The 23469-nt window shown below is 68.4% G+C and carries 18 protein-coding genes and 1 rRNA gene; 11 read left to right on the forward strand and 8 right to left on the reverse strand.

Translation table 11 applies throughout. From position 1 onward, the window contains the following. Positions 1 to 42: 42 nt before the first annotated feature. Complete coding sequence (locus ACFQ9R_RS21230; RefSeq protein WP_378992647.1) at positions 43 to 1239, reverse strand: Cmx/CmrA family chloramphenicol efflux MFS transporter; 1197 nt, start codon at positions 1237 to 1239, stop codon at positions 43 to 45. An 83-nt stretch (positions 1240 to 1322) separates the two neighbouring features. Continuing rightward, complete coding sequence (locus ACFQ9R_RS21235; protein WP_378992648.1) at positions 1323 to 1895, reverse strand: TetR/AcrR family transcriptional regulator; 573 nt, start codon at positions 1893 to 1895, stop codon at positions 1323 to 1325. 130 nt (positions 1896 to 2025) lie between these two features. Between ACFQ9R_RS21235 and ACFQ9R_RS21240 the strand changes: the two genes are divergently transcribed. The 3 genes from ACFQ9R_RS21240 to ACFQ9R_RS21250 all read left to right on the forward strand — a co-directional run bounded on the left by ACFQ9R_RS21240 (position 2026) and on the right by ACFQ9R_RS21250 (position 7074). Further along, complete coding sequence (locus ACFQ9R_RS21240) at positions 2026 to 3951, forward strand: hypothetical protein (protein WP_378992649.1); 1926 nt, start codon at positions 2026 to 2028, stop codon at positions 3949 to 3951. 45 nt (positions 3952 to 3996) lie between these two features. Then, positions 3997 to 5748, forward strand: a complete 1752-nt coding sequence (treZ, locus tag ACFQ9R_RS21245; protein ID WP_378992650.1) for a malto-oligosyltrehalose trehalohydrolase — start codon at positions 3997 to 3999, stop codon at positions 5746 to 5748. A 75-nt stretch (positions 5749 to 5823) separates the two neighbouring features. Continuing rightward, positions 5824 to 7074, forward strand: a complete 1251-nt coding sequence (locus ACFQ9R_RS21250; RefSeq protein WP_378992652.1) for a serine hydrolase domain-containing protein — start codon at positions 5824 to 5826, stop codon at positions 7072 to 7074. Between the two features lie 16 nt (positions 7075 to 7090). Here ACFQ9R_RS21250 and ilvA read toward each other — a convergent pair whose 3' ends face one another. Both ilvA and ACFQ9R_RS21260 read right to left on the reverse strand, forming a co-directional pair. Further along, entirely contained in the window at positions 7091 to 8443 is a 1353-nt protein-coding gene (gene ilvA, locus ACFQ9R_RS21255; RefSeq protein ID WP_378992653.1) for a threonine ammonia-lyase IlvA, read from the reverse strand. An 88-nt stretch (positions 8444 to 8531) separates the two neighbouring features. Next, positions 8532 to 8966 carry a nitroreductase family deazaflavin-dependent oxidoreductase gene (locus ACFQ9R_RS21260; RefSeq protein ID WP_378992654.1) on the reverse strand — a complete coding sequence of 145 codons (435 nt, stop codon included), beginning with the start codon at positions 8964 to 8966 and terminating at the stop codon, positions 8532 to 8534. 97 nt (positions 8967 to 9063) lie between these two features. Here ACFQ9R_RS21260 and ACFQ9R_RS21265 point away from each other — a divergent pair, with 97 nt between their 5' ends. After that, on the forward strand, positions 9064 to 9279 hold the full coding sequence (locus ACFQ9R_RS21265; protein ID WP_378992656.1) for a hypothetical protein: 216 nt from the start codon (positions 9064 to 9066) through the stop codon (positions 9277 to 9279). A 40-nt stretch (positions 9280 to 9319) separates the two neighbouring features. Here the strand turns inward: ACFQ9R_RS21265 and ACFQ9R_RS21270 are convergent, their stop codons facing one another. Next, entirely contained in the window at positions 9320 to 12151 is a 2832-nt protein-coding gene (locus ACFQ9R_RS21270) for an AAA family ATPase (protein WP_378992658.1), read from the reverse strand. A 158-nt stretch (positions 12152 to 12309) separates the two neighbouring features. Here ACFQ9R_RS21270 and ACFQ9R_RS21275 point away from each other — a divergent pair, with 158 nt between their 5' ends. After that, complete coding sequence (locus ACFQ9R_RS21275) at positions 12310 to 12666, forward strand: nuclear transport factor 2 family protein (protein WP_378992660.1); 357 nt, start codon at positions 12310 to 12312, stop codon at positions 12664 to 12666. Positions 12667 to 12692: 26 nt separating this feature from the next. After that, positions 12693 to 13112 carry a hypothetical protein gene (locus tag ACFQ9R_RS21280; RefSeq protein WP_378992661.1) on the forward strand — a complete coding sequence of 140 codons (420 nt, stop codon included), beginning with the start codon at positions 12693 to 12695 and terminating at the stop codon, positions 13110 to 13112. Between the two features lie 72 nt (positions 13113 to 13184). Here ACFQ9R_RS21280 and treY read toward each other — a convergent pair whose 3' ends face one another. From treY to ACFQ9R_RS21295, 3 genes are all read right to left on the reverse strand, one after another. Further along, positions 13185 to 15572, reverse strand: a complete 2388-nt coding sequence (gene treY / locus ACFQ9R_RS21285) for a malto-oligosyltrehalose synthase (protein ID WP_378992690.1) — start codon at positions 15570 to 15572, stop codon at positions 13185 to 13187. Positions 15573 to 15620: 48 nt separating this feature from the next. Further along, positions 15621 to 17723 (reverse strand): glycogen debranching protein GlgX, encoded by a 2103-nt coding sequence (gene glgX, locus ACFQ9R_RS21290; RefSeq protein WP_378992662.1) that lies wholly within the window; start codon positions 17721 to 17723, stop codon positions 15621 to 15623. 67 nt (positions 17724 to 17790) lie between these two features. Continuing rightward, positions 17791 to 18336 (reverse strand): cupin domain-containing protein, encoded by a 546-nt coding sequence (locus ACFQ9R_RS21295; protein WP_378992663.1) that lies wholly within the window; start codon positions 18334 to 18336, stop codon positions 17791 to 17793. 35 nt (positions 18337 to 18371) lie between these two features. Here ACFQ9R_RS21295 and ACFQ9R_RS21300 point away from each other — a divergent pair, with 35 nt between their 5' ends. The 5 genes from ACFQ9R_RS21300 to ACFQ9R_RS21320 form a co-directional block, all read left to right on the forward strand. Continuing rightward, a complete protein-coding gene (locus ACFQ9R_RS21300; RefSeq protein WP_378992664.1) occupies positions 18372 to 18833 on the forward strand; it encodes a MarR family winged helix-turn-helix transcriptional regulator in 462 nt (153 codons plus the stop codon). A gap of 60 nt (positions 18834 to 18893) precedes the next feature. Next, positions 18894 to 20171: an adenosylmethionine--8-amino-7-oxononanoate transaminase gene (locus ACFQ9R_RS21305; protein WP_378992665.1), complete on the forward strand. Its 1278-nt coding sequence runs from the start codon at positions 18894 to 18896 to the stop codon at positions 20169 to 20171. Further along, on the forward strand, positions 20168 to 21367 hold the full coding sequence (locus ACFQ9R_RS21310) for an 8-amino-7-oxononanoate synthase (protein WP_378992666.1): 1200 nt from the start codon (positions 20168 to 20170) through the stop codon (positions 21365 to 21367). Before ACFQ9R_RS21305 ends, ACFQ9R_RS21310 begins: the two co-directional genes overlap by 4 nt. After that, the gene (gene bioD, locus ACFQ9R_RS21315) at positions 21364 to 22044 is read left to right on the forward strand and encodes a dethiobiotin synthase (RefSeq protein WP_378992667.1); all 681 of its coding nucleotides are present in this window, start codon (positions 21364 to 21366) and stop codon (positions 22042 to 22044) included. Before ACFQ9R_RS21310 ends, bioD begins: the two co-directional genes overlap by 4 nt. 439 nt (positions 22045 to 22483) lie before the next feature. Further along, positions 22484 to 23469, forward strand: a 16S ribosomal RNA gene (locus ACFQ9R_RS21320); the annotation flags it as partial.

Raw genomic sequence — 23469 nt, forward strand, 5'->3', positions numbered from 1 at the left:
AACCACCCGTATCTGTCGCGGGTGGTTTCGACGTCTCATGACCTACGGGTGGGTGAGCGCTGGTAGTCGCGGCTCGGAAGTGCCGGCGGCCGTGCGGGGTTCACGTTCCAGCCGATGGGACAGCCCGACGGTGGCGAGCATGGCCAGACCGAGTCCGGCGCCGATCCAGCCGACCGAAGCGAAGCCGAGCCCCGCGCCGATGGCCAGTCCGCCCAGCCATGGACCGACGGTGATTCCGACATTGAACGCCGAGTAGTTGGTCGCCGCGGCCAGTGTCGGGGCGCCGTCGGCCAGCGTGAAAACGCGGGTGTTCAGGGCCGGGTTCGTGGCGAAACCGACAGCGCCGAGCAATAAGACGAGCACGATCGTCGGCGCCGGGAAGCGCGCGGTGACAGCGATCGCGGCCGCGATCACCGTCATCCCCGCGGCGCCCACGTACAGCGTGCGGAACGGGTGCGCGTCGGCGAATCGACCGCCGATCGTGATACCGATCAACCCGCCGACGCCGTACAGACCCAGCACCGCCGGGACCCACGCCGCCGAGATGCCGGTGGTGTCGGCCAGCATCGCGCCGAGGTAGGCGAAGGTGACGAACGCCGAACCCGTCGACAGCGCGGTGGCGCCGTAGGACACCCACAGCCGCACATTCGCCATCACCCGCAATTCGCCCCGCAAGTCCGCGACCCTGGCGGGTCGACCGCCGGGAATCTTCGTGAACACACCGATCATCGTCAGTGCGGACAGCCCGGCGACCGCCCAGAAGGCCGCGCGCCAGCCCAGATGCTGGCCGATGACGGTGCCCGCGGGCACCCCGATGATCGTGGCGATGGTGAGTCCACCCGCGACGATGCTCATCGCCCGTCCGCGTAACTGCGGGGCCACCAGGCTCACCGCGGTCGCCGCCGCCAGCGCCCAGAACCCCGCGTAGACGAAGGCGCTCACCACCCGGGTCGCGAAGATCACCGAGTAGTCGCCGCTCAGCGCGCCGACGACATGGGCCGCGACGAAGATCGCGAGGAAGGCCAGCAGTGCGTCACGGCGTGGCCAGCGCAGCGTCACCACGGCCAGCAGTGGCGCGCCGACCAGCATGCCGAGCGCGAAGGCCGAGATGAGCAGTCCCGCACGGGGAATGGAGACTCCCAGGTCGGCGGCCAGGTCGGGGAGGAGTCCGGCCAGCATCAGCTCGGAGGTGCCCTGGGCGAAGATGGACAGGCCCAGGATGTAGACAGCGGTCGGCATGACAACCTCTCGTACGTCGAACTATTTTGGATCAATCAGTTCAAAATCAAGCCATGATGAAAGGCGATGGGGGCCGGTGGATCTCAGAGGCAGCGCATCGCGGTCTCGGCGATCGCGGTCAGGGTGGCGTGATCCGCTCCGCCGCGCGCCGCGACGCGCATGCCGCTGATGGTGGCGGTCAGGAACTGGGCGATGGCGCGGGCATCCCGATCGGCGGCGAATTCGCCTGCGCGCTGACCACTTTCGACAGTCGCCGTGAGTGCGTCGAGACGGCGCTCGCCATCGGCATCCAGGAGCGCGCGCGCAGCGGCATCGTGGGGGGCGAGTTCGACGATCGAGTTCACCACGAGGCAGCCCGACGGTTCGGTTTCGGACGCCTCGGCGGTCCGGCGCAGGATGTCGGCGATCCGCTCCCTGGCCGGTGCGTCGCTGTCGAGGATGTCGAAGAGGGGGGCGTTCCGGGTGGTCATGTAGTGGCGCAGAGCTCGATCGAACAGATCGCGCTTGCTGGTGAAGGTGTTGTAGATGCTGCTGCGGCCCAAGCCTGTCGCGGCGCAGAGGTCCTGGGTGGAGGTCGCCTCGTAACCGGCGGACCAGAACGCCCGCATCGCGGCGTCCACGGCGCGGTGCTCGTCGAATTCTTTGGGTCTGGCCATGCCGACGACCGTAACACATTTTGAATAGATCAGTCCAAAACCGAACTGTCCGCGGACACAGCCCCTCGGTGACTCCCCTGTGGTGGGTCGTGATGGCCGCCTCGCGAACTACGGGCTAGCGTCGAGAGACGTGACGTCCGTGCCGCTGCTCGACTCGCCACCGCACTCCCGTGACCCGTCGCGGCCGGTGCCGTGGCGGATCACCGGGCGGACGGTGCTGCTCGTCGCGACGGCGCTGATCGTGGCGCAGCTGGTCCTGCGCGGCTGGGTGGCCGCGTCCGGATTCTTCTACTGGGACGATTTCCTGCTGATCGGCCGGGTGAGCAGCCAGCCGGTGTTCTCGACGGAATTGCTGTTCACCAGTCATGACGGGCACGTGATGCCGTTGGCTTTCGTGCTGACCTGGCTGGTCACCGAGGTGGCGCCGTTGAATTGGGCAGCCGCCGTCGTGGTGCTGATCGGGTTGCAACTGCTCGCTTCGCTGGCGGTGCTGCGACTGTTGATCGTGCTGCTCGGGGTCCGCACCCGCCTGCTCGGACCCCTGGCGTTCTACCTGTTCGTCCCGCTGACGGTGCCCGCGTTCGCCTGGTGGTCGGCGGCGGTGAACGCGCTGCCGTTGCAGATCGCACTCGCGTGGGTGAGCGCGGACGCGGTGCTGCTGGTGCGAACCGGGCGGCGTCGATATGCGGTGTCGGGGGCCGCGGTGTTCGCGGTGGCGTTGCTGTTCTTCGAGAAATCGGTGGTCGTGCTGCCGGTGGCTTTCGCGGTGGCAGTGCTGGCCGCGCACGTGACGGGCGGATCCGTACAGAAGGCCGCTCGGCGTGGGGGCGCGCTGTGGACGGCGGGCGGCGCGGTGCTGCTGACGTGGTCGGCGTGTTTTCTGCTCGTCATCCAACGTCCGAGGGGGCTCTCGGCTCCCGAACATCCCGGGTCCCTGTGGAGCCGCGCGCTGTCCGACGGGTTGGTACCCGCGCTGTTCGGCGGTCCATGGCGCTGGGAACGCTGGCAACCCGCCACGCCGTGGGCGGACTCGCCGAGCTTGCTGGTCGCGCTGAGCTGGCTGTCGCTGATCCTGTTCGCGGCGTGGACGATTCGTACCCGCTGCCGGGTCATCGCGATCTGGGTGAGCGCCGCCGGATACGCGGTCCTGACCATCGCGCCCGTCGTCCTGCTGCGTGACGGCCCGAGTACCGCGGGTCTGCTCCTCCAATCGGTGCGCTACTTCGCCGATTTCGCCGTCATCGCGACCGTCGCGCTCGCGTTGATCACGCTGGCACCCCGTCGGCGCCGGTCGAGTTCTGCATTCGGATCGAACGAGCCCGCACACCGGCGAATTCCGGCTGACATCGATCCGGCCCGTGCGCGCACCGTCAGCGGATCGGCTCCGGTCGCGGTGGGGCGCGATGGCCGAGCTCGGCAGGCAGTGGGTATCTCGGCGATCATCGTGTTCCTCGCGAGCAGTGTGTACTCGACGATCACCTTCACCAGGTCCTGGGAACCGAGCCCGGCCCGCACCTACGTGAGCGGCGTGCGAGCCGCGCTCCCCGGCGCCGCCGACGCGGCGCTGCTGCCCCAAGAGGTTCCGTGGAATGTCTTGAACCCGTTGGCCTTCCCCGAGAACATGACCGACCGTGTCTTCGCCCCGATCGCGACCCCCACCACCTTCGCCCTCTCGACTCCGCGCCTGCGGATGATCACCGATGAGGGCGCCGTCGTCGACGCGCAGGTCTGGTGGAACCGTGCCATCGTCGAGGGCCCCGAACCCCGCTGCGGGTACCGCGTGCACGGCACCGCCGGCGCCAACCTCCCCCTCGACGGCCCCATGCAGATCCGCGACTGGACCGCCCAGGTGAACTACAACGCCGAACGGGACGGCCGGATCGCGCTGTCCTTCGAGGGCGAGACCGAGACGATCGCCGACGTGCGCGCGGGCTTGAACACCGTGTACGTCCGGCTGCTCGGCGGTGGCGACACCCTGCGGATCAGATCCCTCGACGAGCGGCAGTCGCTGTGCGTCGGCGCGGGACCGGTCGGGGTCGCCGCGCACGCGCGGTGAATCGTTGATCGAGCACACCGGCGCGGGGCATGCGATGCTGGGCCGATGAGGCAGTTTCGGGTGTGGGCGCCGGAGGCGGGGGCGGTGCGGCTGCAACTGGACGGGGTCGAGCACCCGATGCGAAGAAACGGTGGCGGCAATTGGTCGGTCCGCGTCGACGCAGGTCAGGGTGCCCGTTACGGCTTCCTGATCGACGACGACCCGACGGTGTTGCCCGACCCGCGCTCGGCTCGCCAACCCGACGGCGTGCACGAAACCTCCGCAGTCCACGATCTCGATCAGACGGTCTGGACCGACAGGAACTGGACCGGCCGACCCGTGGCCGGCTCGGTGTTCTACGAACTCCACATCGGCACCTTCACCCCCGCGGGAACCTTCGACGCGGCGATCGAGCACCTCGACCATCTCGTGACACTGGGCGTCACCACCGTCGAACTCATGCCGGTGAACGCCTTCGACGGCACCCACAACTGGGGCTACGACGGCGTCGGATGGTACGCGGTACAGGAAAGCTACGGCGGTCCCGACGGCCTGCAACGCTTCGTCGACGCCTGCCACGCCCGTGGTCTCGCGGTCTGCCTCGACGTGGTCTACAACCACCTCGGCCCGTGCGGCAACTACCTGCCGCGCTTCGGCCCCTACCTCACCGCGGGCCGCAACACCTGGGGTCAGAGCCTCAACCTCGACGGCCCCGGCTCCGACGCGGTCCGCGCCTACATCATCGACAACGCCCTGCGCTGGCTGCGCGAATTCCACCTCGACGCCTTGCGTATCGATGCCGTCCACGCGCTGGTCGACCGCACCGCCACCCACCTGCTCGACGAGCTCGTCGTCGAAACCACCGCGCTGGCAGCACATCTGGGCCGACCGCTCAGCTTGATCGCGGAAAGCGACCTCAACGACCCCCGCCTGATCACCCCGCGCGCGGCAGGCGGCTACGGGCTCACCGGCCAGTGGAACGACGACCTGCACCACGCCGTGCACACCGCGGTCTCCGGCGAAAGGCAGGGCTACTACGCCGATTTCGGCTCACTGGCCTGCCTCACGCAGACACTCACCCACGGCTTCTTCCACGCCGGGACCTACTCCAGCTTCCGCGGCCGCATCCACGGCGCGCCGCTGCGTCGCGACCTCGTCCCCGGCAGCGCGCTGTTCGGCTACACCTGCAATCACGATCAGATCGGCAATCGCGCGACCGGTGATCGCCCCAGCGCCTACCTCACCCCGGGTCAACTCGCGGTGAAGGCGGCGCTGGTGCTGCTCTCGGCGAGTACGCCGATGCTGTTCATGGGGGAGGAGTGGGGCGCGCGCACCCCGTTCCAGTTCTTCACCTCCCACACCGACCCGGTCGTCGCCGCGGCCACCGCCACCGGGCGCCGCGCCGAATTCGCCGAGCACGGCTGGTCCAGCGACGAGGTGCCCGACCCGCAGGACCCGGACACCTTCACCCGCTCCAAGCTCGACTGGACCGAGGTCGGTCGCGAACCGCATGCCCGATTGCTCGCCTGCTATCGCGGCCTGCTCGCCCTGCGCAAGTCGCGGCCCGAGTTCGCCGATCCATGGCTGGAACGGGTGTGGGCCGACTATGACGAAGCACAGCGTTGGTTCGTCCTGCGTCGTGGCCGAATCTCGGTGGTGTGCAACCTCGCCGAGGACGAAGTGGTGATCCCGGTGCACGGTCGGGTGCTGCTGGCCTGGTCGCCTGCCACCGAAAGCGGTGCGGGAACACTGATTTCGGGTCACAGTTTCGCGGTGCTCGAGGAAGGTGACGGCGCGGGCACGGTGGTCACCGAGTGATGACGCCGGGCTACGGGTCGGCCACATTCCGAAACGTGGCGTTGCCGAATAGGCATAACGCCGTATAGTCGGATGATGAGCAACGACGCTTACGGGCAGGACAGCGCTGCCCTCCCGGCCGGTATCGGGGGTTTCGCCCCGGCCGGATTCGGTCCGCTGGTGCGCGCTTTCGCCACCTTGATCGGCCATCGCCGCGACGCGGGCGGTGCGCTCGCGATCTATCGGCACGGTGAACCACTCGCCCATTTCTGGACCGGTAGTGCGGGTGACCGACCATGGAACGCCGAGACCGGCGCGATCGTGTTCTCCGCGACCAAGGGTGTCACCGCCACCGTCATCCACCGGCTCGCCGACCGCGGACTGATCGACTACCAGGCGCCGGTCGCCGAATACTGGCCGCGTTTCGCCGCGCACGGCAAGGGTGCGATCACCGTCGCCGACGTGCTCACCCACCGCTCCGGGCTGTCGTCGCTGTCCTCGGTCGCCAACACCGCCGCGGAAGCCCTCGATCACGAGTTGATGGAGGACCGCCTGGCACTGGCCACCCCGGACCGGATGCTCGGCACCCCCACCTATCACGCCCTGACCTACGGCTGGCTGCTCGCGGGCCTGGCCAGGGGCGTGACCGGCCGGAGTATGAGCGAGCTGATCCGCACCGAGGTCACCGATCCGCTCGGTATCGACGGCATCCACCTCGGTCGCCCCGCCGCGGACTCGTCGACCGAATACGCCCGGCTGGCCGGCGCGCACCTGAGCTTCGCCGCGCATCCCGTCGGCGCCAGTTTCCTCGCCAATGTCGGATTCCGGCTGCCCGGACCGCTCGGCGCGGCCGCTCGCTGCCTGTTCGTGCCCGGCCTCGACGGCATTCTCGACGGTGACGACCCCACGATCCTGAACACCGAGATGCCCGCGGGCAACGGTGTCGCGACGGCCGCCGGATTGGCGAAGATGTACGCGGCGCTGGCCGACGGCGTCACCGTCGACGGCACGCCGTACCTGCAGCAGAGCACGCACGCCGCGATCCGCCGGGTGCAGAGCTACCGGCTCGACCACGCGCTGTTCTACCTGCCGATGATGTGGCACCTGGGCTATCACTCGTTGCCCGTCCCCGGCGCGCGGCACGGCTTCGGCCATATCGGGCTCGGCGGTTCGTTCGGCTGGGTCGACCCGCAGTCGGGCCTCTCGGTGGCCTACGTCCACAACCGTCTCGACCAGATACTGCTGCCCTACGACCAGCTCGCCATGGGCTGGCTACTGCCGCTGGTCGTGTCGAGCGTGCGCGCGAGTCGCACGTCCGGACACCGCGAGGACCGCGCGGCGGCGTGACCGCCGCGCGGCGGACCTACGTCAGGTAGCGATAGGCGGGGGAGCCCGGTTCCAGGCGTTCGGCCTGGATCGGGGACTCCTCGATACGGTGCATCAACGACGCCAGATTGTCGGTGGCACCGAGCTCGATGCCGACCAGTGCGGCCCCGGTATCCCGGTTGTTGCGCTTGACGTACTCGAACATGGTGATGTCGTCGTCGGGGCCGAGAACATCGTCGAGGAAGCGGCGCAGCGCACCGGGCTCCTGCGGGAAGTCGACCAGGAAGTAGTGCTTGAGACCGCGGTGCACCAATGAGCGCTCGATGATCTCGCCGTAGCGCGACACATCGTTGTTGCCACCCGAGACCAGCACCACGACCGTGCTGTCGGGCGCGATGTCGATCTCGGCCAAGGCCGCGGTGGCCAGCGCGCCCGCGGGCTCGGCGATGATGCCTTCGCTCTGGTAGAGGTCGAGCATCGCGGTGCAGATAGCGCCCTCGTCGACCAGCATCACCCGGAAAGCCGCTGTCCCGGTGGAGGATCCGGGTGTGGTGAGCAGGGGCAGCGAGGCATGCGAGACCATCCGGCCGCCGAACGACGCCGCCGCCCGGTAGGGCAGTTCGCCGATGCGGCGCACGGCGGCGCCGTCGACGAACGGGTCGATCTCGGGCAGCGTCACCGGTGCGCCGGCGACCAGCGCGGCGGTCAGCGAGGCCGCACCCGCGGGTTCGACGGCCAGCAGACCGGTGTGCGGTGCGCGTTCGCGCAGGTAGGTGCCGATGCCGGCGAGGCAGCCGCCGCCGCCGACCGGGACGATCACCAGGTCGGGGGCCGTGCCGAGCTGGTCGAGGAACTCCGCGGCGATGGTGCCCTGGCCCGCGGCGGTGCGCGGGTCGTCGAACGGCGGCACCATGGTGGCGCCGGTGCGGGCGACATCGTCGGCGGCGGCCGCGGCCGCGGCGTCGTAGGTCTCGCCGACGGCGATCAGCTCGACGAACTCGCCGCCGTGCACGCGGATGCGGTCGCGCTTCTGCTTGGGGGTGGTGGTCGGCACATAGATGCGCCCGCGCACCCCCATCGCCCGGCAGGCGAACGCCACGCCCTGCGCGTGATTGCCCGCGCTGGCGGTGACCACACCCGCCGCGCGCTCGGCGGCGGTGAGCTGCACCATCAGGTTGTAGGCGCCGCGCAGCTTGTAGGAGCGAACCGCGGTGAGGTCTTCGCGCTTGAGGTACACCTGCGCACCGGTGCTCGCCGACAGCCGCGCGCTGTACTGCAGCGGAGTCGGCTCGATGATGTCGGAAATTCGCTTGGCGGCGGCGTCGATCTCGTCCGCGGTGAGCGGCGGACGGATTACGGACACTTCGGCGACGTCAGCGATGGGGGACACCCGGACAATGCTACCGAGGCGGTTCGCGCGCTCGGCGAGCGGAACCACCCGCCGCGGCGACCGCGGCGGGTGGGCTCGGACCTGCGGTTCAGCGCGGCGTGAGGACGAAGACCGGGATCACGCGATCGGTCTTCTTCGTGTACTCGTCGTAGTCGGGCCACACGGCGACCGCGCGCTCCCACCACTGCGCTCGCTCGTCGCCGGTGAGCTCGCGTGCGGTGTAGTCCTTGGTGGTGGTGCCGTCGCGCAGTTCGACGTGCGGATCGGCCTTGATGTTGTGGTACCAGACGGGATTCTTCGGCGCCCCGCCCAGTGACGCGACGACGGCGTACTCGCCGTCGTGCTCGACCCGCATCAGCGGCGTCTTGCGCAGCTTGCCGGTCTTGGCGCCCTTGGTGGTGAGCAGGATGACGGGCTTGCCCTGCAACGAGGTGCCCTCGGCGCCGCCGGAGTTCTCGTAGGTCTCGGCCTGTTCGCGTGCCCAGTCCGAAGTGCTCGGTGCGTACTCTCCTGTGAGTGGCATGACCTGCACAACGAACCATCGCCCTGTGATGTTCCCGATAGAGCCACTCGAACAAGTTCGGTGGACCGAACTTCGATGTACGCCTATCCTGGTCTGCATGGCAGTGCTCACCTCATCGGCAGCACCCGCGACCGTCGACATCGCGGGTAGTGCTTGGCCGGTCTACAAGCTCGAGGCGCTCGTTGCCGCGCTCGTGGTCGCCGCGCTGCTGCTGCTGATCATCGGGTCGCCGCAGGTCGCGGTGCTGGCGGCCGCCGCGGTCGCCGCCGTTCGCTGGACCGTCGGCGCCACCCGCACCGCGTCGCGCCACTGATTCGGGCACCAGGCCAGGTTCGTGCTCCCCGGATGGCGGATCATTCCGTCAGGTCGAGCGAACTCAACTCACCGCGCGACAGCACGCCCAGCTTCGGATACGCCTTGTACAGGTGATGGCCGACGGTGCGGTGGCTCAGGAACAGCCGTGCCGCGATCTCCCGATTCGACAATCCCTGCGCGGCCAGCCGCACGATCTGTGATTCCTGCGGGGTGAGCAGGCTCAGCGGGCCGCCGCTCGCACGCGTACCGGTTCCGACACCGAGCGCGCCCAGTTCGGTGCGCGCGCGTTCGCTCCACGGTACCGCGCCGAGCCGATCGAACAGCGCTGTCGCCTGTTCCAGCTGGGTCCGCGCGTCGACCTTGCGCTTGTCCCGGCGTAGCCACTCGCCGTAGAGCAGCCGAGTGCGGGCTTCGTCGAACGGCCGGTTGGCGGCGAGCGCGGCCACGAAATGCTGTTCGGCCGCCGGGCCGTCGGCCAGCAACGCCCGGCCACGGGCCGCCAGCGCCGCGATCCACTCCTGCTCGGTCCGCTGCGACCAGGCCGTGAGCCGATCCAGCGCCTCGGTCGCGCGGTCGGTCGCGCCGAGCCGAACCGCCACCTCGATCTGATCCGGCAGTGTGCGCAGCCCGATGACGTGGTGCCGCGCCGGTTCGATCGTCATCTGCGCGAGCTCGGTCCTTGCCTGCTCCAGCCTGCCTTCACCGAGGGCCAGCAGCGCCACGGCCGCGTGCGCCCACGACGCACCGACCGCGCCCGGCCCGCCGAATTCCTCGGCCGCCGCACGCTCGGCATGGTCGCGACACGCTGCCGAATCACCCTGTAGCGCGGCGAGATACGCGAGAAATGCGTGGATCTGACTGATCCACTGCGCCTGTCCGATGTCCTGTGCGATCCGCAGCCCTTCCTCGGCCGCGATCCGGCTCTCCCTCGGTCGCCCGCCGAACAACAACCCCTCCGATCGGAAGAACAGCAGCGGCGCCAGCAACCCGATCCGCCCCTGCTCCCGGCATTCCCTGATCAACTCGCCGGCCAGTTCCTCGACCTGCTCGTCCTGCCCGACGACCAAACCGCTGCCGCACAGCTGCACCAGGTCGGCCGGACTGTCCGCCCCGCCGGTCCGGGCGGCGGCCGCCGCGTCCCGCAGGTCGGCGACCCGCTGACCTATCACCGACCCGGTCAGATATCGCGCGATCGGCGTCGCGGGGTCTTCCTCCATCAGCCGCAGCGTCGCCAGGACATCGGCGACCTCGTCGAGCTCATCGGGTCCGAGGTACCAGGCGGTGTGCACGGCCTTGGTCAGAATCCGAGCCGCGCCACGGGGATCGGATTCGCGCATCGCGACGGCCGCTGACATCAACCGCCGATGCGCGGAACCCGGTTTGCCGCCCGCGAATTCGGCCTGCGCCCGCACCAGGTCCAGCCGCAGCGCGAACGCGGCTCCGCCTTCCTCGGCCGCACTGCCCTGCTCGCCGCCCCCGCCGACTACCCCGGCAGCGCCGACAGCCTCTCGTTCGCCAGGTCGCGCCGCCTGCTGCGCCGGGCCGCCGGTTGCTGGCGCGCCGGGGGCATCGCCTGCCGGCTCGCGGACGTCGCTCCACAGGGACGCGGCTCGCTCGGCCAGTCGCTCTGCGCGGTCGGTGAGGCCCGCCTCCGTCGCGGACTCGGCGGCGAGGACGAGTCTGCGCACGCGGGCGTTCGTGTCGATGCTCAGCGCGGCCGCGCGATCGTAGGCGGTCACGGCGGCATGGAGGCCGTGGCGGCGCCGGGCACGGTCGGCTGTGTGCTCGAGTGTGGTGGCGGTGTTCTCGTCGGGACCTGTTGCGGCACTGGCGAGATGCCATGCCCGCAGGTCCGCGGTGTCGTCGCCGCTCAGTGCGTCGGCCAGGGCGCGGTGGGCGGCCAGCCGGTCGGTGAGCGCGGCGCCTTGATACACCGCCGACCGCAGCAGTGGGTGGTGCCAGGTCAGCACCTGACCGTCGGTGCCGATCATGCCCGCGTCCTGGGCGGGTTGCAGATCCCGCAGTGACGCACCGAGACCGGCCGCGGCACGCAGGATCGGCGCCAGGTCCGCGGCACCGGCCGCCGCCGCGACCAGAAGCACGGTCCGCGTCGACGCGGGCAAGCGGGTGACGCGGCCGTGGAAGGCCAGCTGTAACCGCTGCGACAACGGCAGCGGATTCGCGTCGTCGACACTGCCGTCGCCGACTACTGCCGGAAGTTCCAGCAGTGCAAGGGGATTACCGCCCGACTCGGTGAGCAATCGATACCGGACGGCCGGACTCAGCGTGGTTGTACCGGCATCGAGCAGTGCCGCCGACGCCTCGGGACGCAGACCGGACAGGGCGAGTTCTGGCAGCCCGGGCGCGGGAAAATCCTGCGGTCCCGAGCGCGTGGCGAACAGCATCACCACTCCCTCGGCCTCGAGCCTGCGCGCCGCGAACAGCAGTGCCTCCGCGCTGGCCCGGTCCAGCCAATGCGCGTCGTCGATCAGGCACAGCAGCGGCCCGTCGGCTGCCTCCTCGGCGAGCAGGGTCAGTACCGCCAGCCCGATCAGCATCCGATCGGCGGGTGCGCCCTCGCCGAGCCCGAACGCCGACTCGAGCGCGTCACGCTGCCGCGACGGCAGGTGGCGCACGAGCTCCATACCTGGCCGGACCAGCAGATGCAGTGCCGCGAAGGGCAATTCGGCCTCGGACTCGATCCCCGCGCTACGCACTGTCGGAACACCTTGCGCTGCCGCGTAATCCAGCAGCGCGGTCTTCCCGATCCCGGCCTCGCCGCGCACCACCATGGCCCCGCTTCGCCCCGCGCGCGCCCCGCTGAGCAGGTCATCGATCCTGGCCTGTTCGGCATCGCGTCCGTGCAGCATGGGCTCCACCGTATCGCCGTACCGGTACCGCGGGCAGCCGCGCCGGGAAAAGTACCTATACGCGACTGATTCGACCGACCCCCCTCGCGCCATAACGTTGTGCCCATCGCAGGAACTACCAGCGAAACACCAGCTCACAACCTATTTCGGAGGTCGAGATGAACACCGTCGTCGCACAGTACCTGGAAGCGTGGAACACCCGCGAGCCCGCCGCCCGCCGCTCCGCCGTCGCCCGTCTGTTCACCCCGCGGGCCCGCTACGTCGACCCGCTGGTCGCGGTCACCGGCCACGCCGAACTCGAGGCCGCCATCGCCGGTGTCCAGGCTCAGTTCCCCGACTGGACATTCACCCTGGCCGGTCCCGTCGACGCCCATCACGACCAGGTCCGCTTCACCTGGGGCCTCGGCCCCGCCGACGCCCCCGCCGTGGTGATCGGCTTCGACGTCGCCGTCCTCACCGACGGCCGCATCGACAGCGTCTACGGCTTCCTCGACCAGGTTCCCGCCACCACCTGACCCCTTCGCAGCCAAGGAGATCCGCCATGACCACCACCGCTCCGTCCCGCCTGTCCGCGTTGTTCGCCTCCGGCGAGAACCTGCTGCGGCTGTCGCTGCGCCTCGACGCCGTCGTCACCACCGCCAACGGCCTGGCCTACCTGGCACTGGCGCAACCACTGGAACGGCTGCTCGGACTCGATGCCGGTGTCGGCCTCGCGATCGGCGCCTTCCTCACCGCCTACGGCCTCGCCGTCGCCGTCGTCGGCCGATCGGCGCCGGTCAACCGGGCCGCGGCTGCGGCAGTGGCGACGGGCAACACCGTCTGGGTCGTGGCCAGTCTGGCCGCGCTGTCGACCGGTGCGCTCGGTCTCACCACGGTGGGTGTGGTGTGGGCGGTGATGCAGTCGGTGACTGTCGGCGGTTTCGCCGCGCTGCAGTATCTGGGACTACGTCGTAGTCGCTGAGCTGGACACGAGGGACCGGCTCGCGCAGTGTCGGTCCCTCGCGGGTGCGCGCCTTCTGGCCCGTGAGTGCTGTCAGCGCACCAGCAACGCGACAGGAAGTCGAGCGAACAGTTTGTCCACCCGCGCACTCCCCGCGAAGGTGTTCCCGGTGAGCCGATCGGTCCAGTTGCCCTGCGGCAGCGGCAAAGTGGTGTCCAGCCAGCCCGTCGTGCCGAGCCCGACCGAATGCCGGGTCGCCGCCACGATCACCTCCGGCGCTTCGCCCGCGGGCCCCCGCCCGTAGGCGATGAACCGATGCGCGTGCTCACCGATGGCATAGAGCGGGCGGTACATCCCGCCGACGAAGCACTCCGGCCGCTCCCGGCGCAACCACAGCGCGTAGGCGACCACCCACATCTTCGCCGCGCCGGTGGTGTCCAAAGTCGGTGTGTCGGTGAGTGACTGGAGCATCCCGACCCGGGTGGCGAAGTTCACCGGCCGCCGGTTGTCGGGGTCGACGAGGGAGTCCTCCCACAACTCGGTGCCCTGATAGATATCGGGAATCCCCGGCGCGCCCAGCTGCAAGAGCTTCTGCGCCACCGCGTCCGACCACGCGTGCGGCGCGAGCTCGTGGGCCAGATCGCCGATGCCGGTACCGACCGGTCCATCGATCACCGCGTCGAGCCAGCCGTGCACGGCCGATTCGAACGCCGCGTCCGGCTCCTCCCAGGAAGTCTTCGTGCCCGCCTCGCGAATCGACTTCTCCGCGAACATGTGCAGCCGGTCCCGCAGCCCCGGCACCGACGAGGCGGGTCGCCCGTCGGCGGGCCACACCCCGAACATGTTCTGCAACAGGAACAACGCGGTCGCCCCGTCGGGCGCGGGGGTGGTCTCCAGCCAGCCTCGAACCCGCTGCGACCAGACATCGGCGACCTGCGACAACACCCCGATCCGGGCACGCACATCCTCTCCGCGTTTGGTGTCGTGGGTCGAGATCGTCGTCATGGTCGCGGGCCAGCGCTGCGCGCGTTCACTGTTGGACAGGTGGAAGTCGTTGACGGAGTGGCCGAATCGGGCCGGATTGCCGCCCACCTCCTGCAGCGACACCAGCCGCGCACCCTGATAGAACATCGTGTCCTCGACCGATTTGGCGGTGATCGCCCCACACACCTGCGAGAACCTCGTCGCCGCTTCACCCCCCACCGACAGCGCGGTCACCAGCACCGACAGCGGCGCCGTCAGCTCGGCGTTGCGCTTCTCCACCTCCGCCACGACCGCGGCCGTCATCCCGGCCAGCGGTGCGTAATCCACCCGGTACACCGGCATGAAAGCCAGTACCTCGATGGTCGCGTTGCTCACCGCGAGAGTGTCGAAACTGCCCGCGTTGCCGTCGCGTTTGATCGCGGCGACCAATCGCCGGATCTCCGGCGCCAGAATGGTTTCGGCGACAGCGCGTTTGATCCGATGCTCGGTTTCACCGAACCACGCCCGGTCGCTGCCGTGCCCCGCGACGTGTTGGGACAGTTCGGTCAGCGTCGCCTCGCCCGCCGGATCGATCAGCACTCCACCGAGATCGGCGAGCGCGTCGTAGCCGGTGGTGCCGTCGACCGGCAGCGTCGCGTCCAACGGCTCGCGATTGGCGAGGATCTTCTCGACGAGCAGGAGCCGTTGCGGCCCGATCAGCCTGCGCAACCGGGTCAGATACGCGCTCGGATGCGACAAGCCGTCCGGATGATCGACGCGAACGCCGTCGATCAGATCGTGTTCGCACCAGGCCGCCAGCTCCCGGTGCGTCGCCTCGAACACCTCCGGGTCTTCCTGCCGGATCGCGGCCAGACTGTTCACCGCGAAGAACCGCCGATACGTGCACACCCCGGCCTTCCAGCTCACCAGCCGGTAGTGCTGGCGGTCGTGGATGCGCAGTGCGTTGTCACCGTCGGTGCCCGCCGCGATCGGGAATCGCAGATCGTGCAATGCCAGCATCGGTTCCGCGCCGGACCGGTCGACGGTGAGCGCGGCCGGGTCGTTCTCGTTCTGCAGGACCGGCAGCGCCAACCGCCCGCCCGCGCCGTTGCCCGAGCTCCAGTCGATGTCGAAATACTTGGCGTACTGCGATTTCTGGCCGTTGCGCAGCACATCCCACCACCACCGATTCTGCCGCGGATCGGCGACACCCACATGGTTGGGCACCAGGTCGACGATCAATCCCATACCCCGGCTCCGCACTTCGTCGGAGAGCGCTTTGAGGCCCGTCGGCCCGCCGAGCGCGGCGGAGACCGTGGTGGGGTCGGTGACGTCGTAACCGTGCGTCGACCCGTGCGTCGCGGTGAGGATCGGCGACAGGTACAGGTGCGAGATACCCAGCTGCTGTAGGTATTCGGCGATGGCGCGGGCATCGGCGAAGGTGAGCGCGTCGGGGCGCAACTGCAACCGGTAGGTGCTGCGCACCGTGCCCGCCCGGACGGGCGCGCGATGCAGCATGGTCAGCGGGTCGGTCACATAGGTCTCGGTCATCGTCTCGCTCGGCGGCTAGGTGGTTCGGCGCAATACGAGCAGGCAGCGGCTGGCGACCGGCAGCGTCGCCGCCGCGGCGTACACCGCGTCGGCCGCGCCGGTCGGGGTCGAACAATCCAGGGCGAGCGACCACTGCGCGCCGAACTCCGGTCCGGGCAGTACGAAATCGATCGCTTCGTCGTGCGCATTGAAGCACAGCAGGAACGAGTCGTCGGTGATGCGCTCACCCCGTGGACCCGGTTCGGCGATGCCGTCACCGTCGAGCAGCACGGCCAGTGATTTCCCGAAGCCGCTGTCCCAGTCGTCGTTGGTCATCTCGGTGCCCGCGGGCGTGAACCAGGCGATCTCGCGTCGGTGACCCTGATCGTCGCTCGGCCCCGCGGCCAGGAAGCGGCGACGCCGGAAGATCGGATGGTCGGTGCGCAAGGCGATCACCGTGCGGGTGAACTCGAGCAGGTCGGCATTCGACTCCGCCAGCGACCAGTCCATCCACGCCAGCGGCGAATCCTGGCAGTACACATTGTTGTTGCCGAGTTGCGTGCGTCCGATCTCGTCACCATGGGCGAGCATCGGCGTGCCCTGACTCAGAATCAGCGTGGCCAGCAGATTGCGTTGCTGACGTGCACGCAGCGCGAGGACCCGGGGATCGTCGGTCTCACCTTCGACACCACAGTTCCAGGATCGGTTGTGGCTTTCACCGTCCCGATTGCCCTCACCGTTGGCGTCGTTGTGCTTCTCGTTGTAGGACACCAGGTCGCGCAGCGTGAAGCCGTCGTGCGCGGTGACGAAGTTGATGCTGGCACCGGGCCTGCGGCCCGTCGACTCGTACAGATCCGACGACCCGGTGAGCCGAGAGGCGAACCCGCCCAGTGTCGCGGGCTCCCCACGCCAGTAGTCACGCACCGTGTCCCGGTATTTGCCGTTCCACTCGGTCCACAGGCTGGGGAAGTTGCCGACCTGGTAACCGCCTTCACCCACGTCCCACGGTTCGGCGATGAGCTTGACCTGACTCACCACCGGATCCTGGTGTACCAGGTCGAAGAACGCGGAAAGCCGGTCCACATCGTGCAATTCGCGTGCCAGGGTGGCGGCGAGGTCGAAACGGAAGCCGTCGACGTGCATGTCCAGAATCCAGTACCGCAGCGAATCCATGATCAGTTGCAGTGTGTGCGGATGCCGGACATTGAGGCTGTTGCCGGTGCCGGTGTAGTCCTTGTAGTGCTCGGGGTCGGCCTCGTCGAGCCGGTAGTAGGCGGCGTTGTCGATCCCGCGCAGGCTCAGTATCGGCCCGTTGTGGTTGCCCTCGCCGGTGTGGTTGTAGACGACGTCGAGAATCACCTCGATGCCCTCGGCGTGCATCGCGCGCACCATCGCCTTGAACTCCGCGACCGCACCGTCGCCACGCGGCCGGGCCGAATACTGGTTGTGCGGTGCGAGATAGCCGATGCTGTTGTAGCCCCAGTAGTTGCGCAAGCCCTGATCGGTGAGCACGTGATCGTGGAAGAACTGGTGCACCGGCATGAGCTCGATCGCGGTGACGCCCAGCGACTTCAGATGCCCGATGATCGCCGGATGCGCCAGGCCCGCATAGGTGCCGCGCAGGTCCTCCGGGATATCCGGGTGCGTCATCGTCAGGCCCTTGACGTGCGCCTCGTAGATCACCGTCTCGTGGTACGGCCGGTTCGGCGGCCGGTCGGGGCCCCAGTCGAAGAACGGGTTGATCACCACCCCGGTCATCGTGTTGCCCAGCGAATCCAGCCCGTAGGTATAGAGCGAGGGATCGTTGACGAATTCGCCGTCGAACGCTTTCCCGTACGGGTCGAGCAGCAGTTTGCTGGGGTCGCAGCGCAATCCGAGCTCCGGATCGTACGGACCGTGGACCCGAAAGCCGTACCGCTGCCCCGGGGTGACGGAGGGCAGGTAGGCGTGCCAGACATAGCCGTCGACTTCGTCGAGGTCGACGCGGGTCTCGGAGCCGTCCTTGGCGATCAGGCAGAGCTCGACCTCGGTGGCGACTTCGGAGAACACCGAGAAGTTCGTGCCGCCGCCGTCGTAGGTCGCGCCGAGCGGATACGGGGTGCCCGGCCACACCTCGGGTCGGTCGTTCGGGCTCGACATGCTACGACAGTAATGGAACCCCGGGCCCCACCGCGCACGATGTGACCGGCCGCTCGCTGACCGCCGCTCAGGCCGATGTGGTCGCGAGCAGCCGCCGCGCGTAGCCCGTGCGCCGCGCGAGCCCGGCCAGTCCGCCGAAGATCAGCCGTTGCAGGAATGCGGGCGGACCGGCGAGATAGCCGTCCTGGTACTCCCACAGCAGCCCGAGGGCGAGCGGATTGCGGGGCAGTTTGCTCGTCGTCGTCTGGTTCGCGTTGTCGAGGCCGCTCCAGAACGCGAACATCTCCCAGTGCCGCAGCGGCGGACGGATCACGTGGTCCATCACGGTGTCGCCGGCTTCGTTCCAGAACTCGTGGACGACGCGCGGCGCAGCGGTGACCGTGTCGCCGGGCTTCGCGACGATCTCTTCGCCGCCGATCCGGAAGCGCACCTGACCGGTGCGAACGGTCCAGGTTTCGCTGATCTCCGGATGCCAGTGCGGGCCCGCTTCGCGGCCGACGTGGGGCAGTACGTGTTCGAGTCGGAGATAGGCGCCCTGCGCGTCGGCGCCACGATCGACGAGCGTGACCCGATGCCCGTTGCGAAAGGTGAGGACGGAACCGATGTCAGCCATGATCCAGGTATAAAGGTAACCTTCCTATTATGTCAATGGCTGAGCGGTCCTCCTTGCTGAAACTGCTGGTCCAGGCGGCCGATGCCTACGAGCGCGCGCTGAACCCCGCGCTGCGCGCCGGGCTCGGAACCGATCTGCGCCCAGCGCACTACGCGGTGTTCCGATACCTCGCACCGGAAGGCTCCCGGGTGACCGCGCTGGCCGAGGCCGCCGGAATGACCCAGCAGTCGATGGGGGAGTTGGTCACGCACTTGGAGAAGTGCGGATACGTGGAGCGCGCGCCCGATCCCGCGGACGGGCGCGCGCGGCTGGTGGTCACCACCACGGCCGGTCGGGAGGTGATGGCGCTGGCCGGGCAGCACATCCAGCGCATCGAACGGATGATCGCCGCCGAGCTGGGCGCGGAATCGCTCGCCGTGGTCCGCGACGCCCTCGCCCGGCTCCCCGCCGCGATCGCCCATCATGCCGACACCCCGCCCGCCGATGACGGCAGGTGATAACTTGAACAGTGTTCAAGGCTGTCGTCTCGGCAGCACCGGGCGACGACGAGGAAACCTGTGGACCTGACCCCCGAGCAGATCACCGCCCTCGATGCCGAACACGTCTGGCATCCCTACGGCGGATTCCCCGCGACCACCGAGCCGCTGGTCGTGGCGAGCGCGGCAGGAACGCGACTCACTCTCGCCGACGGCCGCGAACTCGTCGACGGGATGAGCTCGTGGTGGGCGGCCGTCCACGGCTACTGCCACCCGGTCCTCGACGCGGCCCTGCTCGCGCAATCCCAGCGCATGAGTCACGTGATGTTCGGCGGGCTCACCCACGAACCGGCCACCCGGCTGACCCAACTGCTGGTCGAACTCACGCCCGCCGGTCTCGACAAGGTCTTCCTCTGCGACTCCGGCTCCGTGTCGGTCGAGGTCGCGACCAAGATGTGCCTGCAGTACTGGCGCGGCGCCGGGCGCCCGGCGAAGAACCGGCTGCTCACCTGGCGCGGGGGATACCACGGCGACACCTTCACCCCGATGAGCGTCTGCGACCCCGATGGCGGCATGCACTCACTGTGGACCGACGTCCTCACCGAGCAGGTCTTCGTCCCCGCGCCGCCACGAGAGTTCGAACCCGGATACGTCGCCGAGCTCGAACGCGCCGTCGCCGATCATCGCGACGAACTGGCCGCGGTGATCGTCGAACCGGTCGTCCAGGGCGCGGGCGGCATGCGCTGGCACGATCCGCGCTACCTCACCGAACTGCGCCGGATCTGCGACGACAACGACGTGCTGCTCGTCTTCGACGAGATCGCCACCGGGTTCGGCCGCACCGGCGAGCTGTTCGCCGCCGACCACGCGGGCGTCGCGCCCGACGTGATGTGCGTCGGCAAGGCGCTGACCGGCGGCTACCTCACCCTGGCGGCGGCGCTGTGCACCACGCGGATCGCCGAGACCATCAGCGCGGCACACGGCGGACTGATGCACGGGCCGACCTTCATGGGCAACCCGCTGGCCTGCGCCGTCGCGGTCGCCTCGATCGAGTTGCTGCGCTCGCGGGACTGGCGAGGCGAGGTGTCCAGGATCGAGTCGGAGTTGCGGGCCGGCCTCGCGCCGCTGGCCGAGCTGTCCGGTGTCGCCGAAGTCCGCGTGTTCGGCGCGATCGGCGTCGTCGAACTCGACGAACCCGTCGATATGCGCGCCGCGACCGATGCCGCCGTCGACGCGGGCGCCTGGCTGCGCCCGTTCCGCAATCTCGTCTACACGATGCCCCCGTTCATCAGCACCAGCGCCGACATCGCCGCCATCACCGAGGCCGTTGGCGCGGCGGTGAAGGCCTCGATCGCATGAGCCCGACCGTCCTGAACGGTGTTCAAGTATGCTGCTCAACTGTGAGTACGGATCCGTTGAGCTGGTTGGACGAGCGTGCGGCCGAACGGGTCGACGCGGGGCTACGCAGGCATCTGCGCGAGCGCGTCGCCGAGTCGTCCGCGATCGACCTCGCCTCCAACGACTACTTGGGCCTGCACCGGCACCCGGAGGTCGTCGAGGGCGCGATCGAGGCGGTGCGGCGCTGGGGAGCAGGCTCCACGGGCTCTCGCTTGGTCACCGGAACGACCACCGAGCACGCGCTCCTCGAACTCGAACTGGCCGAATTCGTCGGCGCCGAAACAGGATTGGTCTTCGCGACGGGCTACGCCGCCAACCTCGGCGTGGTCACCGCGCTGGCCGGACGCGGCACCCTCGTGGTCTCCGACGCGGGCTCGCACGCCTCACTGGTCGACGCGTGCAGGCTTTCCCGGGCCAGAGTCGCGATCGCCGCGCACCGCGATGTCGCCGCGATCGAACGATTGCTCGCCGAGCGCACCGAAGAGCGCGCGTTGGTACTCACCGATTCGGTCTTCAGCGCCGACGGCGATCTCGCACCACTGGCCGACCTGCATCGCGTCACCCGTGCGAACGGCGCGATCCTGATCGTCGACGAAGCGCACGGACTCGGGGTCCGTGGCGAGGGTGGACGCGGGCTCGTGCACGAGCTGGGCTTGGCGGGCGAACCGGACCTCGTGATCACCGCGACGCTGTCGAAGGCATTCGCCGCCCAGGGCGGCGTCGTCCTGGCCGATGCCAGAATCCGTGCCCACCTCATCGATGCCGCGCGCACCTTCATCTTCGATACCGGCCTGGCTCCCGCCGCCGTCGGTGCGGCTCGCGCCGCGCTGTCGCTGCTGCGCCGCGACCCGTCGATGGCCACCCGCGTTCTCGACCGCGCCGCCGACATCGCCCGGATCGCCGGGGTCCCCGAACCGGATTCCGCGGTTGTTTCCGTCGTCCTCGGCGAAGCTCGAGTCGCCTTCGATGCCGCGCAGGCATGCCGCGCCCGCGGCCTCGACGTCGGCTGCTTCCGCCCGCCCTCGGTCCCCGAAGGGACCTCCAGGCTGCGGCTCACCGCCCGCGCCGACCTGACATCCGCCGAACTCGAGACGATCGCCGAGGTCCTCGGCGACGTACTCGCGTCGGCCCACGGCAAGGAATCGGTGACGGCATGACTGTCCTGCTGATCAGCGGCACCTCGACCGATGTCGGCAAAACCGTCGTGACCGCGGCACTGGCCGCGGCCGCGCAGGCAGCGGGACGCACGGTCGCTGTCTGCAAGCCCGCGCAGACCGGCATCGCCCCCGGCGAACCCGGCGACCTCGCCGAAGTCATCCGCCTGACCGGGGTGACCCGCACCCTCGAGCTCGCTCGCTACCCGGAACCACTCGCTCCCGACACCGCCGCGCGGCGCGCGGCCATGCCGCTGCTGACCCTGAGCGAGACCGTCGCCGCCGTCGAATCGCTCGCCGATGCCGACCTGGTGCTGGTCGAGGGCGCGGGCGGACTGCTGGTGCGGATGGGCGAGTTCACCCTGCTCGACCTCGCCCAGAAGATCGGTGCACCGGTACTGGTTGTCGCCGCGGCCGGCCTGGGCACCCTCAACCACAGCGAACTCACCACCCGGACCCTCGCCGCGGCAGGTGTTCCCTGCGCCGGCTTGGTCATCGGCTCCTGGCCGACCGATCCCGACCTCGCCTCCCGGTGCAATCGCGACGACCTTCCGCGAGTCACCGAGACCCCGATAGTCGGCGCGATCCCCGCCGGCGCTGGACAGTGGGACCGCCACCGCTTCACCGCGGCCGCACCGAGCTGGTTCACCGCCGGTCCGCTGCTTGGAAACCACCCTTGACCAGCCGATTTGACTTCGTGTTGGTCGGCACGTAACTTTATTCGAGTCAGAGCGACACGGACACCGACTCAGTCGCCCAGCGGCTGGGACACGAGGTAGGACGTTGAGCGCCTGACTGATCATGTGTTCAGGGTTACTTGATCGGAACTTGCTTCCGGTGAGCTTCCTGAGCTAAAGTTTGAACCCTTGCCTCACCGAAACCCCTCCGAGAAGTTGTGGGTAGAAGTGTGTGCGTGTGTTCTTTGAGAACTCAATAGTGTGTCGATGAATGTCAGTGCCAATATTTATATTGGTTCCAGCTTTCATGTACCCCCCGGTCATGGAGGTTGGACATTGAAAAACAACAGCGAAACTTTTTTGCTGGTGTTTGGCTTTGCTAGGTTTTCGGACTCTAGTTAGATAATTTTGATTGCATCCCTCGGGGTGTTTTCGAGAGTCTTCAACGGAGAGTTTGATCCTGGCTCAGGACGAACGCTGGCGGCGTGCTTAACACATGCAAGTCGAGCGGTAAGGCCCTTCGGGGTACACGAGCGGCGAACGGGTGAGTAACACGTGGGTGATCTGCCCTGTACTTCGGGATAAGCCTGGGAAACTGGGTCTAATACCGGATATGACCCAAGGTTGCATGACTTTGGGTGGAAAGATTTATCGGTACAGGATGGGCCCGCGGCCTATCAGCTTGTTGGTGGGGTAACGGCCTACCAAGGCGACGACGGGTAGCCGACCTGAGAGGGTGACCGGCCACACTGGGACTGAGACACGGCCCAGACTCCTACGGGAGGCAGCAGTGGGGAATATTGCACAATGGGCGAAAGCCTGATGCAGCGACGCCGCGTGGGGGATGACGGCCTTCGGGTTGTAAACCCCTTTCGACAGGGACGAAGCGCAAGTGACGGTACCTGTAGAAGAAGCACCGGCCAACTACGTGCCAGCAGCCGCGGTAATACGTAGGGTGCGAGCGTTGTCCGGAATTACTGGGCGTAAAGAGCTTGTAGGCGGTCTGTCGCGTCTTCTGTGAAAACTTGGGGCTCAACCTTAAGCTTGCAGGGGATACGGGCAGACTAGAGTACTTCAGGGGAGACTGGAATTCCTGGTGTAGCGGTGAAATGCGCAGATATCAGGAGGAACACCGGTGGCGAAGGCGGGTCTCTGGGAAGTAACTGACGCTGAGAAGCGAAAGCATGGGTAGCAAACAGGATTAGATACCCTGGTAGTCCATGCCGTAAACGGTGGGTACTAGGTGTGGGTTTCCTTCCACGGGATCCGTGCCGTAGCTAACGCATTAAGTACCCCGCCTGGGGAGTACGGCCGCAAGGCTAAAACTCAAAGGAATTGACGGGGGCCCGCACAAGCGGCGGAGCATGTGGATTAATTCGATGCAACGCGAAGAACCTTACCTGGGTTTGACATACACCGGAAACCTGC

It is taken from the genome of Nocardia sp. NPDC056541, assembly GCF_042794235.1.
Taxonomy (GTDB): Bacteria; Actinomycetota; Actinomycetes; order Mycobacteriales; family Mycobacteriaceae; genus Nocardia.